17 protein-coding genes are annotated in these 15,944 nt (G+C 72.1%); 5 read left to right on the forward strand and 12 right to left on the reverse strand.

The window, feature by feature from the left end; all coding sequences use genetic code 11:
- Positions 1–142: 142 nt before the first annotated feature.
- On the reverse strand, positions 143–523 hold the full coding sequence (locus EDF21_RS08500; protein ID WP_043597691.1) for a hypothetical protein: 381 nt from the start codon (positions 521–523) through the stop codon (positions 143–145).
- A 385-nt stretch (positions 524–908) separates the two neighbouring features.
- Between EDF21_RS08500 and EDF21_RS08505 the strand changes: the two genes are divergently transcribed.
- The gene (locus EDF21_RS08505) at positions 909–1,838 is read left to right on the forward strand and encodes an NmrA family NAD(P)-binding protein (protein WP_123571049.1); all 930 of its coding nucleotides are present in this window, start codon (positions 909–911) and stop codon (positions 1,836–1,838) included.
- 55 nt (positions 1,839–1,893) lie between these two features.
- On the opposite strand, the gene EDF21_RS08510 is transcribed toward EDF21_RS08505, so the two are convergent.
- From EDF21_RS08510 to EDF21_RS08530, 5 genes are all read right to left on the reverse strand, one after another.
- Positions 1,894–2,592, reverse strand: coding sequence for a GntR family transcriptional regulator (locus tag EDF21_RS08510; protein WP_123571182.1), 699 nt, complete (start codon positions 2,590–2,592; stop codon positions 1,894–1,896).
- 28 nt (positions 2,593–2,620) lie between these two features.
- On the reverse strand, positions 2,621–3,415 hold the full coding sequence (locus EDF21_RS08515) for an aspartate/glutamate racemase family protein (protein ID WP_233568429.1): 795 nt from the start codon (positions 3,413–3,415) through the stop codon (positions 2,621–2,623).
- Positions 3,412–4,425 carry an ornithine cyclodeaminase family protein gene (locus tag EDF21_RS08520; RefSeq protein WP_123571050.1) on the reverse strand — a complete coding sequence of 338 codons (1,014 nt, stop codon included), beginning with the start codon at positions 4,423–4,425 and terminating at the stop codon, positions 3,412–3,414. Before EDF21_RS08520 ends, EDF21_RS08515 begins: the two co-directional genes overlap by 4 nt.
- A complete protein-coding gene (locus tag EDF21_RS08525) occupies positions 4,422–5,333 on the reverse strand; it encodes an ABC transporter substrate-binding protein (protein WP_123571051.1) in 912 nt (303 codons plus the stop codon). Before EDF21_RS08525 ends, EDF21_RS08520 begins: the two co-directional genes overlap by 4 nt.
- Positions 5,334–5,400: 67 nt before the next feature.
- Complete coding sequence (locus EDF21_RS08530) at positions 5,401–6,864, reverse strand: MFS transporter (protein ID WP_233568430.1); 1,464 nt, start codon at positions 6,862–6,864, stop codon at positions 5,401–5,403.
- A 388-nt stretch (positions 6,865–7,252) separates the two neighbouring features.
- Here EDF21_RS08530 and EDF21_RS08535 point away from each other — a divergent pair, with 388 nt between their 5' ends.
- From EDF21_RS08535 to EDF21_RS08550, 4 genes are all read left to right on the forward strand, one after another.
- On the forward strand, positions 7,253–7,735 hold the full coding sequence (locus EDF21_RS08535; RefSeq protein WP_123571052.1) for a DUF4184 family protein: 483 nt from the start codon (positions 7,253–7,255) through the stop codon (positions 7,733–7,735).
- Between the two features lie 24 nt (positions 7,736–7,759).
- A complete protein-coding gene (locus EDF21_RS08540) occupies positions 7,760–8,059 on the forward strand; it encodes a hypothetical protein (protein WP_123571053.1) in 300 nt (99 codons plus the stop codon).
- Positions 8,060–8,164: 105 nt separating this feature from the next.
- The gene (locus tag EDF21_RS08545) at positions 8,165–8,650 is read left to right on the forward strand and encodes a tetratricopeptide repeat protein (RefSeq protein WP_123571054.1); all 486 of its coding nucleotides are present in this window, start codon (positions 8,165–8,167) and stop codon (positions 8,648–8,650) included.
- Positions 8,651–8,752: 102 nt separating this feature from the next.
- On the forward strand, positions 8,753–9,508 hold the full coding sequence (locus EDF21_RS08550) for a GntR family transcriptional regulator (protein ID WP_123571055.1): 756 nt from the start codon (positions 8,753–8,755) through the stop codon (positions 9,506–9,508).
- A 69-nt stretch (positions 9,509–9,577) separates the two neighbouring features.
- On the opposite strand, the gene EDF21_RS08555 is transcribed toward EDF21_RS08550, so the two are convergent.
- The 6 genes from EDF21_RS08555 to iolB all read right to left on the reverse strand — a co-directional run bounded on the left by EDF21_RS08555 (position 9,578) and on the right by iolB (position 15,901).
- The gene (locus tag EDF21_RS08555; RefSeq protein ID WP_056044305.1) at positions 9,578–9,997 is read right to left on the reverse strand and encodes a tautomerase family protein; all 420 of its coding nucleotides are present in this window, start codon (positions 9,995–9,997) and stop codon (positions 9,578–9,580) included.
- Between the two features lie 103 nt (positions 9,998–10,100).
- Complete coding sequence (locus tag EDF21_RS08560; RefSeq protein WP_123571185.1) at positions 10,101–10,979, reverse strand: sugar phosphate isomerase/epimerase family protein; 879 nt, start codon at positions 10,977–10,979, stop codon at positions 10,101–10,103.
- Between the two features lie 6 nt (positions 10,980–10,985).
- Positions 10,986–12,038 carry a Gfo/Idh/MocA family protein gene (locus tag EDF21_RS08565; RefSeq protein ID WP_255416435.1) on the reverse strand — a complete coding sequence of 351 codons (1,053 nt, stop codon included), beginning with the start codon at positions 12,036–12,038 and terminating at the stop codon, positions 10,986–10,988.
- 40 nt (positions 12,039–12,078) lie between these two features.
- Positions 12,079–13,035 carry a sugar phosphate isomerase/epimerase gene (locus EDF21_RS08570; RefSeq protein WP_123571056.1) on the reverse strand — a complete coding sequence of 319 codons (957 nt, stop codon included), beginning with the start codon at positions 13,033–13,035 and terminating at the stop codon, positions 12,079–12,081.
- A 44-nt stretch (positions 13,036–13,079) separates the two neighbouring features.
- Complete coding sequence (gene iolD, locus EDF21_RS08575; protein WP_123571057.1) at positions 13,080–14,978, reverse strand: 3D-(3,5/4)-trihydroxycyclohexane-1,2-dione acylhydrolase (decyclizing); 1,899 nt, start codon at positions 14,976–14,978, stop codon at positions 13,080–13,082.
- Positions 14,975–15,901 carry a 5-deoxy-glucuronate isomerase gene (gene iolB, locus EDF21_RS08580; RefSeq protein WP_123571187.1) on the reverse strand — a complete coding sequence of 309 codons (927 nt, stop codon included), beginning with the start codon at positions 15,899–15,901 and terminating at the stop codon, positions 14,975–14,977. Before iolB ends, iolD begins: the two co-directional genes overlap by 4 nt.
- Positions 15,902–15,944: the final 43 nt, after the last annotated feature.

A 15,944-nucleotide genomic window follows, 5' to 3' on the forward strand; every position in this document is an offset into this window, starting at 1 on the left:
GAACACCCCGCCATCTTTTTGCGTGGCGGGGTGTTCACTTCGTGGCGGGGTGGCGGGGTGGCGGGCCGGCCGGACTGCGGGACGGCAGGCCAGCGGTGCCGGCGGGCTGGCCGCTCGGCGGCGGCGCCGGTGCCGACGCCTGCTACCCCCGACGCCTGCTCGCCACCAGCGCGACCACGAGCCCGGTGATGACGGTGGCGCCGACGGCGTTGGTGACGCGGGCCCGGCGGCGGTAGCGCTGGTGGGCCTGGTCGGTGGCCTCCATCGCGGCGATCGTGACGGTCTCGGCGACGTCGCGCACGGTCTTCTCGGCCCGGTCGGCGATCACCTCGGCGCGGTCGACCAGGTCGTGGGCCGACGACCCGGCCCGGTCGGTGACGTCGCGCACCACGGTCTCGGCCCGGCCCGCGAGGTCGTGCAGGGCACCGCGTGCCACGGGCGGCACGACGTCGGAGGTGTCGATGAGTTCACGGGCCCGTCGTGCGGCGCGGGTGACGAAGTCGTCGGGGTCGGTGGTGCTCATGCGGCTCTCTCCGTTCGCCCGTGCACGGGCGCCACGGGTCCCCGCCATCGTGCTCCCCTCCGGGTGATGAGGGTGCGCACGACCGGCACCGCCGGGCCGCAGGAGGCGCGGGTCGCGTCCCCGAGGACGTCGCCTCCCCCACGCACCACGCACCACGCACCACGCCAGGATGTGAGCACAGCGCCAGCCCTTGTCCTGGCGTCGTGCTCACAACCTGGCGTCGTGCCCACAACCTGGCGTGGTGCCCACGTCCCGGCGTCGTGCCCACATCCCGGCGCCGGGCGATCCGCAGCACCCGACCCCACCAGCCGCATCGCACCGCACCGCGTCGCCGTCGAGCGCGCAGACTGGCCTCTGACCCTCCGACGGAACGAGCCACTCCCCCATGACCACCACCGTCCTCCTCGCCGGCGCGACCGGCGACCTCGGCCAGCGCATCGCCCGCGAGCTGCTCCGCGACGCCACGGACGACGTGCGCCTGCGCGTCCTGACCCGCCCCGGCAGCACCGGCGCGACCACGCTGTTCGCTGACGACGACCGGGTCGAGGTGACCCGCGCCTCCTACACGGACGTGCCCGCCCTGACCGACGCCGCCCGCGGCGCCGACGTCGTCGTGTCCGCCGTCAGCGGCACCCGCCGCGTGATCGTCGACGCGCAGCGCGCCCTCCTCAAGGCCGCCGTCGCGGCGGGCGTGCCCCGGTTCATGCCCTCGGACTACTCGGCCGACTACCGCAGCATCCCGCCGGGCAGCAACCGCAACTTCGAGCTGCGTCGCGAGTTCGCGGCCGACGTCGACGCGGCCCCGATCCGGGCGACGTCGGTGCTGAACGGCATGTTCACCGACCTGCTGACCGGGGACGCGCCCCTGGTCCTCTTCGACCGCAAGCGGGTGCTGTTCTGGTCGTCGGCCGACCAGGTGCTCGACTTCACGACCAAGGACGACGTCGCCCACGTCGTCGCCCGGGTCGCGCTCGACCCCGAGGCGCCGCGCGTGGTGGAGGTCGCCGGCGACCGGGTCACGGCCCGCCAGGTCGCCCGCACGATGAGCGAGCTCACCGGCACGTCCTTCAAGCCGCAGTGGGCCGGCACGACCGGCACCCTGTCGGCGATGGCGGCCGTCATGCGTCGCACGTCGAAGGGCGACGACACCTTCCCCGCCTGGCAGGGCATGCAGTACTTCGTCAACATGTTCAGCGGCGACGCGCAGCTGCGGCACGTCGACGGCGACCGCTACGGTCCTTCACGCTGGACGACCGTGCGCGACGTCCTCGCGACACGGACCGGTGCCGCGGCGGTGACCGCCACCCCGGCCTGACCGAGAACCAGGAGGCGCGGGTCGGTGACGGACGTCGGCCCGCCTCGAGCACGCCTCAGGGCCGGGTGAGCCGCCCGCCGCCGGTGTCGCCCTCGGCGGTCGTCGCCTGCGTCAGCAGGCCCAGAGACGGTGCCCGCCCCTTCTCGATGTGGGTGAAGGCGATGGACTCGGCGAGCCGCTCGTTGCCGGCGCCGATGGCCTCGAGCATCTCGTGGTGTTCGTCGGACTGCTGGCGCTGGTCACGGGCCGAGGTCAGGTAGAACAGCCACGTCATCCGACCGGTCACGGCCCGCATCAGCGACTTCAACAGGGCACTGCCGCCGATCTGGACGACGACCTCGTGCACAACCGTGGACGTCTCGGCGACCTCGAGCCAGTCGTTGCCGTCGAGCGCCCGGTGCTCGTCGGCGATCGCCTTCCGCAGGGGTTCGAGCGAGGCACCGCCCGCCGCCGCGCGGGCCGCCAGCCGGGCGGCGAGGGTCTCGAGGCTCAGGCGGGCGTCGAACAGTTCGGTGATGTCCGCCTCGGTCCACTCGACGACGCGGGACGACCGTCGAGGCAGGGTGCGGACGAAACCCTCGTTCTCGAGCTGCGGCAACGCCTCGCGGATGGGCAGGCGCGACACGTTGAGCTCGGCCGCGAGGGTCGCCTCGACCAGCCGGGCGCCCTGGGTGTAGTCACCGAGGATGATCCGCCGTCGGAGCGTCCGGTAGGTCTGCTCGGCGAGGGAGGACTCGGGGGTGACGGCGGTCATGACGTGGTCCGTTCGGAGGGGGATCACCTCATTCAACACGAGCCGCCGCCCGGGACGGACCGGGCCAGCTGCGCGCCTTGGCCAGCGGGGTGGCGTAGCTGTCGATCTTGCTCGTCGTCAGCCTCTGCCGGGCGAGCGTCTCGACGAGCGACGCGGCGGCCGCGACGCCGTCGACGACCGGAACGGGGAGGCGCTCCCCGACGTGCTCCTCGAGTCCGGCCATGCCCGCGCAGCCGAGGCAGACCACCTCCGCTCCGCGGGCGACGGCGCGCAGTCCCGCGGCGACGAAGGCCTCGGCGGTGGCCACGGGGTCTGCCTCGAGCTCGAGGACGCCGAGGCCGGTGTCCTCGATCGCGACGCAGTGCTCCATCAGCCCCGCCGTGGTGAGGCTGTCGGCGATCTGGCCGACCGCGCGACGCACCGTCGTCACCACGCCGAACCGCCGCCCGAGCAGCATGGCGACGTGCGCCGCGGCCTCGGTGATGTCGACCACGGGGATGTCGAGCAGTTCACGGGCGCCCTCGCGGCCGTGTTCACCGAACCCGGCCAGGACGACCCCGTCGACGTCGCCCGGCAAGCTGCCCAGGGTGTCCAGCACGGCCGCCGCGCTGACGAAGCTGTCGTACCACCCCTCGGCCGAGGCCACGCCCCAGCTCGGCGTGATGCCGACGACGGTCGTGCCGGGCCCGACGGCGAGTCGCGCACGGGCGACGGCCGTCTCGGTCATCGACTCGGTCGTGTTGCAGTTGACGACGGCGATGCGGAGCCCGCCGGCACCGCCGGCCACCCCGGCACCGCCCGTCACGCCGACACCGCCCGTCACGCCGACACCGCGACGGGTGCGAGGCGATGCTCGTCACCCACCCCGCGGGCCCGGGCGAGGTCGATGACGGCACCTGCCACCGCCAGATCCTGCGCCGCGAGTCCGACCGAGTCGAACACGGTCACCTCGTGCGCGGACACCCGTCCGGGTGCGATGCCCGCCACGATCTCGCCGAGCTCACGGAGGCGCGTGTCGGTCGGCAGGGCGCCCTCACGGAGGGCTTCGAGCAGGTCGCCGGACTTGGCCCGGGCGGTCGCGGCGCCGTCGACCACGAGGGTGCCCCGGGCCATGGCCGCGCCGTCCAACTCTCGGTGGGTCGGCCTCGGTCGGGCCCCGACGGCGTTGACGTGCTGCCCCGCGTGCAACCAGGCACCTCGGACGATCGGTTCGACCGAGGGCGTCAGGGTGCAGAGCACGTCGGAGGACTCGACGACGGTCCGGACGTCGTCCACCACCGTCACCGCGAGCCGGGGAGCGAAGTCGCCCACGGCGGCCACGAAGCGGTCGACGGTCGACGACGAGCGGGACCACACCACGACGTGGTCCAACTGCGGGGCGACCCGGGCCGCCCGCAACGCGCGGACGTGCTCGACGGCCAGGTTCCCGGCCCCCACCAGTCCGAGCACGCGTGAGTCGGGACGTGCCAGGTGCCGGGTGGCGACGGCGGACGCGGCGGCCGTCCTGACCCGCGTGATCATGGCCCCGTCCAGCACGGCCACGCACTCACCGGTCTCGACGGACGAGACGACGATCGTCGAGCGCTGGGACGGCAGACCCCGGGCGGTGTTGCCGGGGACGTCGGCCATCAGCTTGACGGCGGCCAGGCCGAGTCGATCCGAGCGCACGGCCATGGGCAGGAACACCGTGTCGTCCGACCCGGCCAACGTCACCGGGGCCGGTTGCGCCATGGCCCCGGTGCCGAGGTCGGCGTGCACCGCCTCGACGGCGGCGAACGCGTCGACCCCGGACAGCAGGTCGGCGATCTCGGTCGAGGCGAGGACGAGCGTCACGACGCGGCGCCCACCGTGCGGACCGCGTGGCCGCCGGTGAGCTCGTCCAGGGTGGGTGCGCGTCCGATCAGGCCGCCGTCGACGAGGATGCGCATCCAGCGGTCCGAGGCGGCGGCGTCGATCTCGGTCGTGTCCCAGACGCCTCCCTCGGCCATCTGCTCGACGGCCGAGCGGAGCAGCGCGGCGTCCTTCTCGGGCCAGCGGGCGGCGAGGACGGCGCTGATCTCGGCATCCGCGTCGCCCGACGTGATCTTCCGCATGCCCTGCTCGACGGCGCCGACGAAGCGCTCGACCTTGTCCGCGATCTCGTCGACACGGTCGGTGCGCACGTAGTAGACGCTGTTCGGCATGACGCCGCCCTCGGCGAGGTGACTGAAGACGATCGTGCCGTGGCCGGCCGCGACCAACTCGGACGCCGACAGGAGGTCGAGCACGATGGCGTCGCCGAGACCGCCCCGGTAGAGCTCGATCATCATGGCGGTCGACAGGTCACGTACCCAGCGGGTGGCCGCCGGATCGAGACCGGCCTCGCGGATGAGGCCCGCCGTGAACTCGTACGGTGCGCTGCCGCCGGCCCCCGGGGCGAGGGCGACCTTCCCGGCGAGCCAGTCGAGACCGACCGGACCCGTGGCGTCCCGGGCGACGATCGTCATGGGGAACCGGTGGTTCAGCTGTCCCACGACCGTGACGCGACGGTCCATGCCGGCGTACATGCCGGGCACCCACAGACCGCCCAACGCCACGTCGGCCGCGCCCGACTCGAGGTCGTCGAGCACTCCGGTCCACGGGTCGCGTGCCGTGGCGGTGACCTCGAGGCCGGCGGCGGCGAAGAGTCCGCCCACGTCGGCGACGTACTCGGGCAGGTAGTTCAGGCCGTTCGCCGTGGCGGTGACGTTGAGCTGGTCCATGGGGTTCCTCCTGGGATGGTGGTGTTCGGTTCTGGTGGTGTCGGCGACCCGCGACACCGTCGGGGGGTCAGTCGGTCGCGCGGGTCGCGACCGGGGTCGGTGCGGGGGCCGGGGCCATCAGGGCGTTCTCGTTGACGTCCTCGAGCGAGCGCCCCCGGGTCTCGGGAGCGAAGCGGGCGGCGACCACCAGGACGGCGTACATGGCGGCCGCGAGGCCGAAGACCCCGGCGAAGGCGTACGAACCGTAGAGCGCCACGGCGAGGAACGGCATGATCGCCCCGGCGATGTTTCCGATGCCGTTGACGATCGAGGCCCCGGAGGCGCGGATCGCGGTCGGGAAGACCTCTGCGGTCCACGTCGCGAGGGTCGTGTTCGTGACCATGGTGAAGTACTGGAACAGGGCACCCAGCACCAGGATGGCCCCGGTGCCGTTGCCGAGCGCCGCGAAGGCGAGGGCGGTGACGCAGCCGAGCACCCCGGCCGTGGTGACCGCCGTCCGGCGGCCGACCCGGCCCGCGATGAGGGCGGCCGTGGTGGCGCCGAGGAGCGAGCCGATGTTCATGATCATCGTGTAGAGCAGGCTCTGGGTGACGCTGTACCCACGCTCGACCAGCAGGGTGGGCATCAGGAAGTTCAGGGTCACCTGCGATCCGAAGGCCATCCAGGACGCGACCCCGAGGGCGACGGTGCGGCGCAGGACGAACCGGTGGAACACGGCGGCGGGGTTGGCGTGGACGGGCATGGGTGGCAGGTCGTCCGGCGACAGCTGCACGGGCGGCTTCGCATCGGTCGGGCGCAACGAGTTCGACGCGAGGATGGCGAGTGAGCGGTTGGCCTCGTCGACGCGACCCTTCGAGAGCAGGAACCGCGGGGTCTCGGGCAGTCGCCGCCGGTAGAGGACGACCAACAGGGCGGGCACGGCCAGGATGACGAAGGTCCAGCGCCAGACGACGTCGGGACCACCGAGGCTGACCTCAAGCGGGCCGAGCAGCAGCAGGAACAGTCCGTATGAGATGAAGTTGCCCAGGCCGCCCGCACCGACGTTGATCATGCCGATGGCCGTGCCCCGGAACTTCGTGGCCACCATCTCGGACAACATGACGATGCCGATCATGAACTCGCCGCCGATGCCAATGCCGACGATCAGTCGGCTGACGAGCAGCCACTCGTAGTTCATGGCGACCGCGCTGAGCAGACCGCCCAGCGTGTAGATCAGCAGGTTCAGGCCGAGCGAGAAGCGTCGACCGTACTTGTCGGCCAGGTACCCGGCGAGCAGCCGCCCGATCAGGCCGCCGATGACGGTCGCCGTGTTGATGCCGGTGAGCTGGACGTCGCCGATCTGCAGCGAGTCCTTCAGGTGGCTGCCCATGGCACCGACCGAGTTCTGCTCGAGGGTGTTGAAGAACTCCCCGGCGAGGATCAGCAGGAAGATCCAGAACTGGGCACGGGTGAACCCGATCGAGTCGAGGACGGAGGCGACGGACGCGCCGGACGAAGACGGGGGTGCGGTGGTGCGGGATACAGCAGTCATGAGCGACTCCACGGCAGGTGAGGGTTGAGTGGCGACTGGCGACGAGGTCAGTTGCACGAAGTCCTCACTTTGTATCCCGGAATCGGTTTCGGACAGGTTACATCGATAATACGCTTTGTTTCACGCCCGGCCCTACTGGGGTGATCCCTCGGAACCACCCTCGTATCACGGTCCTCGGTATCCCGGATTCGCGACACCGTCTGCGGCGGCGGCTCCTTCGTCGAGACGGCGGCGACCCGGCTGCTGCGAGCGGTCGGCGACCTCGTGGCGGCCAGCCCGCAGGACCGGGGATCGACGGATCCGCGATCGGGCCGGATCACCCCCGAGGCCTCACGGTGTCAACCCACGGGTGGATGCCGACACTCGCCCCCGGTCGCGACGATGAGATGTGCCGTTCACCCCCAGCCATGCCGTCGTCGCCCTGCCGTTCGTCCGCACGCCCCTGCCGTTCGGGGCGGTCGCGGTCGGCTCCATGGCGCCGGACGTGCCGCTGTTCTTCCCCGTCGGCGTGACCTACGAGCAGACCCACGGGTTCCCGAGCCTGCTGCTGTTCTCGGTGCCCGTCGCGGTGCTGCTGTACCTCGTCTGGCGCCTGCTGCTGCGGCCGGCGGCGCGGGCCCTGCTGCCGACGTCGGTCGGGGCGCGCCTACCCGCGTCGTGGGACGGGCGCGAGGCCGGACGCGTGCCCGTGGCCGGCTCGCGGACCGGGCTCGTCCGGTCGGTGCCGTGGGCCCTCCTCGCCCTCGTCCTCGGCGTCGTCACCCACGTGCTCTGGGACGCGTTCACGCACCCGGACCGGTTCGGCAGCACGCTGGTCCCGGCCCTGGCCGAACGGTGGGGGCCACTGGTCGGGACGCAGTGGGCGCAGTAGGCCTCGTCGCTCGGCGGGCTCGTCGTGCTGGCGATCGCCGCCGCCCGGTACCTCCGGCGCACTCCGCCGGCGCCGCCGAGCAGCAGACCGGCCACCGTCTCGACCCGGCGGATCCGCCTCGCCTTCTGGGGCTCGCTCATCGCGGCCCTCGTCGCCGGCGTCGTGGTCGTCGCCTCGACCCGGGGACTGCCGACCGACGTCCACACGGCCAAGTCGTTCACGTTCTTCGCCGGCACCCTCGCGGGCGCTCTCGTCCTGGTCGCGACGGCCGTCGCGGCGGTGGCCGTGCAGCTGGCGCGGTCCGGCCGCGCACGGCGGGCCTGAGGCCCGGGGCCGGGGCCCGGCGCCCGCGGCTCCGACCCCGGAGCCCGCGCTCCGACACCAGGAGGCGCGGGTCGCCTCGATCGGGGAGCCCGCTACCGTGGGCGCATGAGCACCGAGGCCTGGGAAGACCGCGTCGCCGCCCTCTGGGCCGACGAGACCGTCGACGACGAGCAGCGCATCGAGCGCATGACGGCCCTCGCCGCCGACGCTCCGCACCCTGCGCTGGGCGAGTTCGAACTCGGGGGTGCGCACGACTCCGGGGGCCGTGAGGCCGAGGCCCACGGGCACTACGCGGCGGCGACCGAGGCCGGCCTCGACACCGTCGACCCGACCCGGGCTGCGCAGATGGTCGTGCAGCACGCCTCGACCCTGCGCAACCTCGGCCGGGTCGACGAGGCCATCGCCATGCTGCGCGACGCTCCCGAGCACCCCGCCACCGGAGCCGCGCCGAGGGTCTTCCTCGCGCTCGCCCTGCACAGCGCCGGCCGCTCCGACGAGGCCCTGCGGGTCGCGATCGAGGCCGTCGAGCCGACCCTCCCCCGCTACCACCGCTCCGTCCGCGCCTACGCGGCCGCGCTCACCGGGGACTGACCCGTCCACGGACCGGCCGAGGCACCGACCCGGCGCCGAGATGGCCACCGGCCCGTGCCGCCCGTAAGGTTGTCACGACATACGTTCGGCTGAGGGGACCACATGACCGACGCGCAGCTTCCGGCCGACCTCTTCGCCGACCTCGACCGCAGCAGCCCCATCCCGTTGTGGTTCCAGATGTCCACGCGGCTCGAGGCGGCGATCCTCGGGGGCCAGCTGCCGGCGGGCGCTCGACTCGAGAACGAGGTCGGACTCGGCGAACGTCTCGGCCTGTCGAGGCCCACCGTCCGGCGAGCCATCCAGGAGCTGGTCGACAAGGGGCTCGTCGTCCGGAGGCGCGGGATCGGCACCCAGGTCGTCCACGGACCCGTGACCCGCAACGTCGAGCTGACCAGCTTGTTCGAAGACCTGACCGACAGCGGCAAGGCCCCGACGACACGTCTGCTCGCCCATCAGGTCGTCGCGGCCGACGAGAAGACCGCCCTGGCTCTCGGCATCGAGGTCGGCGACCGGGTCAGCCACGTGCGGCGCCTCCGCCTGGCGGACGGTGTCCCCGTCGCGGTGCTCGAGAACTACCTGCCGCTCGACCTCGCCCCGTTCTCGGACGCCGACCTCGCCGCCCAGGGCCTGTACCAACTGCTCCGGGCCCTCGGCGTCACGATCCGGGTGGCGAAGCAGCGGATCGGGGCCCGGGCCGCCCACGCCGACGAGGCCCAGCTGCTCGAGATCGAGCCGCGCGGGGCCGTGCTGACCATGACCCGCACGGCCTACGACGCGTCGGGTCGGGCCGTCGAGGTCGGGCACCACTGCTACCGGCCCGACCTCTACTCGTTCTCGATCACCCTCGTCGACAAGTAGCCGCCGGGCACCGCGCGCCGCGCACCCGACGGCGGGCGTCATCGGTTGCGCGGTCCGGGACCCTGCCGCTCAGCCGGCCTGTCCCGCGGCCGAGGGCACCGTCAGTTCACCCGTCACGTACTGGGCCACCCCGAAGCCGAACGACCAGTCCTGCGGACCGTTCTCGACGTAGCCGATGAAGACGTCCTCGCCGGCCACGCCCACGGCCTCGAGGCCTGAGGCGATGCGGGCGTACAGGGCCTGTTTCGCGTCGTCGGTGCGTCCCCGCTGGGTGAAGATCTGGATCATCACGACTCCGCCGGAGCGTTCGAAGCCGAGCCCGGCGTCCTGGGCGATGATGCGACCAGCCGGCAGTTCGTTGATCACCTGGAAGCGGTCGCGAGGCGGGATGCCGTAGACGTCGACGATCGCGTCGTGGACGGCGTCGGCGATCGCCGTGATCTGATCGGGGCTGCGACCGGGCAGGAGGTCGATGCGGACGAGGGGCATGGGTTCTTCTTTCGTCGGGTGTGGTCGGGGATGGTGAGGTGCCGCAGGTGCCGCAGGTGCCGCAGGTGCCGCAGGTGCCGCAGGGGCCGGGCGGATCGGCGGCTCAGGCGCGTGACGCGGCGTCGATGCGCGCCAGGATCTGCTCTCGTTGGTAGCGACTGACGCCGTCGACGGCTTCGTCCTCGGCGAAGACGCTCGAGACGGCGATCGTGTCGTCGCGATCGAAGAAGCCCAGCCCGTGCAGGCCGCCGAAGAAGCCGTCCCAGTCGACGTCACCGTCCCCGATCTTCAGGTGCTGGTGGACGCGGGCCGCGTTGCCGGGCGGATTGCTGATGTACCTCAGCCCGTGCGAGCGGCGGTGGTCGAACGTGTCGGCGATGTGGACGAGGCCGAGTGACTGCCCCGCGGCGGCCATGATCCCGGCCATGTCGCCGCCGTAGTGGAAGGTGTGGCACGCGACGTAGGCGAGACCGACCTGCTTCGTGTTGAGGCCGCGGATGACCCGCAGGGCTTCGAGTCCGTCCTCGACGAAATCGTCCGGGTGCGGGTCGATGAACACGCGGATGCCCTCGCGTTCGAGGACGGGCAGCAACTCTTCCATCGACCAGTAGAACTGACGCTCGGATTCTTCGGACAGCTCGGGACGACCACTGAACTCGGTGTTGATGACCTCGACGCCGAGGCGGGCGGTGATCTCGATCACGCGCTTCCATTGCTTGACGGCGGCCCGACGGGACTCCTCGTCGGGACCGGACCACCGCAGGACGGGCAGGACGGACGCGATCTCGACCCGCGCCTCCTTGCAGGCCGCCGCGAAGGCGTCGACGAGGTCGTCGTCGGCCTTCGGGTGCCGGAAGAACGGGATGAAGTCGCGGTGCGGGGTCAGCTGCAGATGGTCGTACCCCAGCTCGGCGACCTTGGCGGGCAGTTCGAGCAACGAGTGGCTGTGGTGCAGCGGAGTGGGGTCGAGGGCGATCTTCACCATCGGTCACTCCCCCGGCGAGACGACGCCGGGCAGGTCGTAGAACGACGGCTTGGGCATCGCGTAGTCGACCTCGACGCGCCGACCGGTCTTCTGGGCCTCGACGCCGGCGGTGGCGACGACGCTCGCCAGGTAGCCGTCCCAGGCGCTCGGACCGTCGATGGTGCCGCGGTGCGCGGCGTCGACCCAGCGCTGCACCTGCGTGTCGTAGGCGGCGCCGAAACGCTCCTTGAACGTCGGCGGCACGGCCACGGCCGAGCGGGCGGCCGTGGTGAGCTGGAGCCCGGTCTCGCGCCCGATGGAGGCGACGCCGCTCTCGAAGACGGCGTCCGTGGTGACCTGGTAGCCGAACTGGATGTTGACGTTGATCTCGACGATCGCCATCGTGCCCGACTCGGTCTCGAGGATCACGAACTGCGGCTCTCGGAGCCCCTCGGGCGCGAGCGAGTTGCGGCGGGGCTTCTTGACCTCGACCGCGACGATCGGCTCACCGGCGATGAAGGGGACGGCGTCGATCTCGTGGATGACGGAATCGAGGATGAGCATCTCTTCGGAGTAGCTCGGCGGCGTCGTGGCGTTGCGGTGGGCGCAGTGCAGTGCGAGCAGGGCACCGTGCTCGCCGGACGCGACGAGGGCCCGGAGGTCTCGGTACCCCTGGTCGAAGCGACGCATGAAGCCGACCTGGATGTGCGGCCGGTCGAGCTTCTGCTCCGCCTCGAGGACGCGGAGCGAGGCGGCCTCGTCGGTGGTGAGGGGCTTCTCGCAGAGGATCGCCAGGCCGCGGTCGAGTGCGGGCAGGAGGACGGCCTCGTGGAGGAAGCCCGGGGTGGCGATGATGACGGCGTCGATCTCGGTGGCGGCGAGCGCCTCGTCGAAGTCGGCCGCGGTGATCGCGCCGGGGGCCGTCGCCGCCGCGGCGTCGGCACGAGCGGTGTCGGGGTCGACGACCGCGACGACGGTGGCCCCGCTGATGGTGGACGTGATGCGGGCGACGTGGTCGGCGCCCATCATGCCGGCACCGACGACGGCGACGCGGAGGTCGGGGGTTGTGGTGGTCACGGGTGTTCTCCTTCGGGGCGGGGGTGTCAGCGGCGGGACGTCAGACGAGACGGGAGCGAGGCGAGCAGCTCATGATGTGCTCACGCGTGCGGGTCGCGATCCCGAGGGGCAGGTCGATCGATTCGACCGGGAACATGTCCTGCTCGACGATGGCGAAGATCTCGGGGTCGATGCGGCTGACCGCGTCGAGCACCGGGGCCAGCTCGGGAACGCCTCGGGGCGGCTCGACCATGACCCCCTGCGCGACCGCGTCCCCGAAGGGCACGTCGTTCTTGAGCACGGTGAACCGCAGGTCGGAGTCGACCTGCTTGAGGTGCAGGTAACCGATGCGGTCGGGGTACTCCTCGACGAGGCGCACGGAGTCACCGCCGTAGTAGGCGAAGTGCCCGGTGTCGAGGCACAGGTTCGTGTAGCGCACGTCGGTCTCGGCCAGGAACCGCTCGGTCTCTCGATACGTGCCGACGTGGCTGTCCGCGTGGGTGTGGAACTGCTGCTTGACGCCGAATTCTTCGAGGAGCGCCTTGCCGAGCTTGTCGTGGCCGGCGCCGAGCGCCGCCCACTGCTCGTCGGTGAGGGTACGGGCTTCGAGGACCTCGCTCGTGGCGTCGCTGCGCCAGAGGTCGGGGATGACGACGAGGTGCTCGGCACCGAGCTCCGAGGCGAGGCCGGCGACGGCGAGCGCTTGGTCCCACGCGCGTCGCCACTGGTCGTCGCCCTTGTGGAACCCGGTGAAGACCGTCCCGGCGGAGAGCTTGAGGTCGCGCCGACCGAGCTCGTCCTCGAGCTGGTGGGGGTCGGTCGGCAGGTACCCGTAGGGGCCCAGTTCGATCCAGTGGTAGCCCGCCTGCTGGACCTCGTCGAGGAACCGCGGCCAGGGGATCTGACCGGGGTGCTCGGGGAACCAGACGCCCCACGAGTCGGGTGCGGTCCCGATGCGGAGCCCGCGCCCGCCCGGACCGGTGGGCGTGGCGTCGGGGTCGGTGACGGTGTCGGTCATGGCGGCGGTGCCTTTCGAGAGGGTGCGGGTGAGGTGTGGCGGTGTCAGCCGAGCAGCGGGCGTTGCGCGGCCCGCTGCTGGCGGTAGTCGGCCAGGGCGGCCGCGGTGCTGTCGAGGGTCGAGACCTGCGCGACCGGGACGTCCCACCAGCCCTCGCCGTCCGGGGCGTAGACGAGCGGATCGCTGTTCACGTGGATGAGCGTGCTGGTCGACGACGCCTTGGCCGCGGCGAGGGCTGCGGAGAGGTCGGCGACCGCGTTCGGCGTCGGTTCCACCTCGACGACGTCGAGCCCGTAGCTGCGGGCGTTCATCGCGAGGTCGACGGGCAGCACCTCGGTGCCCTGGAAGTCGAGGGAGTCGGGATCGAGCTTGCGGTAGAGCGTGCCGAAGCGTTCGGCCCCGACGGTCTCGGAGAGGTGGCCGATCGAGGCGTAGCCGTGGTTCTGGACGAGCACCACGATGATCTTGATGCCCTCGGCGACCGCGGTGACCAGTTCGGTGTGCAGCATGAGGTACGAGCCGTCACCGACCATGACGATGACGTCGCGGTCGGGTGCACCCCTCTTGACGCCGAGGCCACCGGCGATCTCGTAGCCCATGCACGAGAACGCGTACTCGACGTGGTAGCCGAGCGCGTCGCGCACCCGCCACAGCTTGTGCAGGTCGCCGGGCAACGACCCGGCCGCCTGGACCACGACGTCGGTGGGGTCGCTGGCCGCCTGGACGGCGCCGATGATCTCGGGCTGGCCGGGCAGGGCCAGCCCGGACGGCTGGAAGGCCTCGTCGACGAGGACGTCCCACCTCGCCTTCTCGGTGGCCACGCGAGCGGAGTGCTCGTCGGGTACCCGGTGCCCGGCGAGCGCCTCGGCGAGGGCGTCGAGCGTCTCGCGGGCGTCGGCGACGACGGGCAGCTGGGAGCCGTGCTTGTAGGCGTCGAACGACGTGACGTTGACGTTGACGAACTGCACGTCGGAGTCCTGGAAGGCCGTCCGGGAGGCGGTGGTGAAGTCGCTGTACCGGGTGCCGATGCCGATGACGAGGTCCGCCTCGGCGGCGATGCGGTTCGCGGCCGTCGTGCCGGTGGCACCGATGCCCCCGAGGTACTGCGGGTGGTCCCAGGCGAGGGACCCTCCGCCGGCCTGCGTCGTGCCGACGGGGATGCCGGTCGCCCGGGCGAAGGCGTCGAGCTGTTGCTCGGCGCCCGAGTAGAGGACTCCGCCGCCGGCCACGACGACGGGGCGCTTCGCGGCCTTGATGGCGGCGACGGCGCGTTCGAGCGGTCCCCGCTCGGGGACGGGGCGCCTGACGTGCCACTCGCGGGGTTGCAGGAACTCGTCGGGCACGTCGAGCAGCTCGGCCTGGACGTCCTCGGGCAGGGCGATCGTGACGGCGCCGGTCTCGGCCGGGTCGGTCAGCACGCGCATCGCGGCGAGCGCGATCGAGAAGAGCTGCTCGGGCCGGTCGACGCGGTCGAAGAACCGCGACAGCGGCCGGAACGCGTCGGTCACCTGCAGGGACGTGTCGTGGGGCAGCTCGATCTGCTGCAGCACCGGGTCGCTGACCCGGGTGGCGAAGGTGTCGCTCGGCAACAGCAGGGCCGGCAGCCGGTTCGTCGTCGCGAGCGCGGCCGCCGTGAGCATGTTGGCGGCACCGGGACCGACGGAGGCGGTGCTGGCGTAGGTCGCGCGCCTCCGGTGCATGCGGGCGTAGCCCACGGCCTGGTGGACCATCGCCTGTTCGTTGCGGGCCTGCAGGTACGGCATGAGCCCCGGGCGGTCCACGTGGTACTGCTTGAGCGCCTGGCCGACCCCGGCCACGTTGCCGTGGCCGAAGATGCCGAACATGCCCGGGATCGTGCGCTCTCGCACGTCGCCGTCGACGGTCCACTGGTTGGCGAGGAACTCGACGAGTGCCTGGCCGACGGTGAGTCTCTTCGTCGTCATCGACGCGGTCCTTTCGAGGGTGCGGTGGGGAGGTAGGGCAGCCGGGGGTCGGGGGCCTGCGACTCCCAGCCGGCACGGACCCACCCGTGGGCGGGGTCGTCGGTGATCAGCCAGGCGCGCTCGGGGTCGGGCCCCGCCATGACGTTGAGGTAGTAGAGGTCGTAGCCCGGGGCGGCGACGGCGGGGCCGTGGTACCCGTACGGGACGAGGGCGACGTCTCCGGTGCGGACCAGCTCGTTCACGTCGATCGGCCCCGCAGGTGAGCCGTACGTGGCGAACATGCCGAACGGGTCGGCCTGCTCGGGGGCGTCGAGGCCGCGGCCGACGGCGGATTCGAAGTAGTAGATCTCTTCGAGGCGGGACTCGGTGCCGGGCACGGCCTCGTCGTGCTTGTGCGGAGGGTAGGACGACCAGTTCTCGGCGGGGGTCACGACCTCGCAGACGATGAGCTTCTGGGCGTGCAGCCCGTCCGGGGTGCCGAAGTTGTGCACCTGACGGGTCGACCGGCCGGCACCGCGGATCTCGACGGGGATGTCGTCGCGACGGAGCACCTGCACGTCGAGCACCTGGTCGGCCGGTGCCTCGGCGACCGCGACCCGACCGTGCCCGGTGACCACCGCCTCCGTCCGGACGCCCAGATAGGCGACGTCGGCCGGCCCGTCGAAGACGGACGCCCGCCCGGCGAGCTCGACGGTGCCCGACCCACCTCGGTCATCACTCCACTCGATCACGACGTCACCGGCCAGCGGCACCACCATGCGCTCGACCCCGCCGGCGGCGAGGGTCGACGAGACGCCGTCTCGGAGCTCGCCGATGCGCAGGCCGGTGTGCTGCCAGCCGGCGAGGTCGCCGTCGACGACGGTCTGCCAGCCGTCGCGGGTCAGGTCGCCGCGGGGGAAGAACCAGCGGGGTTCGTCGTTCATGTCGTCCACCTCATCATCGAGCGGAGCGGCCCGGGGGCCGCGG

This window comes from Frigoribacterium sp. PhB118, assembly GCF_003751725.1.
GTDB lineage: Bacteria > Actinomycetota > Actinomycetes > Actinomycetales > Microbacteriaceae > Frigoribacterium.

What these genes read in the sequence shown, in the direction of transcription:
- EDF21_RS08525 (WP_123571051.1), bottom strand. Translation starts at nt 5,333, where the DNA reads ATGGACCAGCTCAACGTCACCGCCACGGCGAACGGCCTGAACTACCTG.
- EDF21_RS08510 (WP_123571182.1), bottom strand. Translation starts at nt 2,592, where the DNA reads ATGACCGCCGTCACCCCCGAGTCCTCCCTCGCCGAGCAGACCTACCGG.
- EDF21_RS08570 (WP_123571056.1), bottom strand. Translation starts at nt 13,035, where the DNA reads ATGACCGACACCGTCACCGACCCCGACGCCACGCCCACCGGTCCGGGC.
- EDF21_RS08530 (WP_233568430.1), bottom strand. Translation starts at nt 6,864, where the DNA reads ATGACTGCTGTATCCCGCACCACCGCACCCCCGTCTTCGTCCGGCGCG.
- EDF21_RS08505 (WP_123571049.1), top strand. Translation starts at nt 909, where the DNA reads ATGACCACCACCGTCCTCCTCGCCGGCGCGACCGGCGACCTCGGCCAG.
- EDF21_RS08545 (WP_123571054.1), top strand. Translation starts at nt 8,165, where the DNA reads ATGAGCACCGAGGCCTGGGAAGACCGCGTCGCCGCCCTCTGGGCCGAC.
- EDF21_RS08500 (WP_043597691.1), bottom strand. Translation starts at nt 523, where the DNA reads ATGAGCACCACCGACCCCGACGACTTCGTCACCCGCGCCGCACGACGG.
- EDF21_RS08555 (WP_056044305.1), bottom strand. Translation starts at nt 9,997, where the DNA reads ATGCCCCTCGTCCGCATCGACCTCCTGCCCGGTCGCAGCCCCGATCAG.
- EDF21_RS08550 (WP_123571055.1), top strand. Translation starts at nt 8,753, where the DNA reads ATGACCGACGCGCAGCTTCCGGCCGACCTCTTCGCCGACCTCGACCGC.
- iolB (WP_123571187.1), bottom strand. Translation starts at nt 15,901, where the DNA reads ATGAACGACGAACCCCGCTGGTTCTTCCCCCGCGGCGACCTGACCCGC.
- iolD (WP_123571057.1), bottom strand. Translation starts at nt 14,978, where the DNA reads ATGACGACGAAGAGACTCACCGTCGGCCAGGCACTCGTCGAGTTCCTC.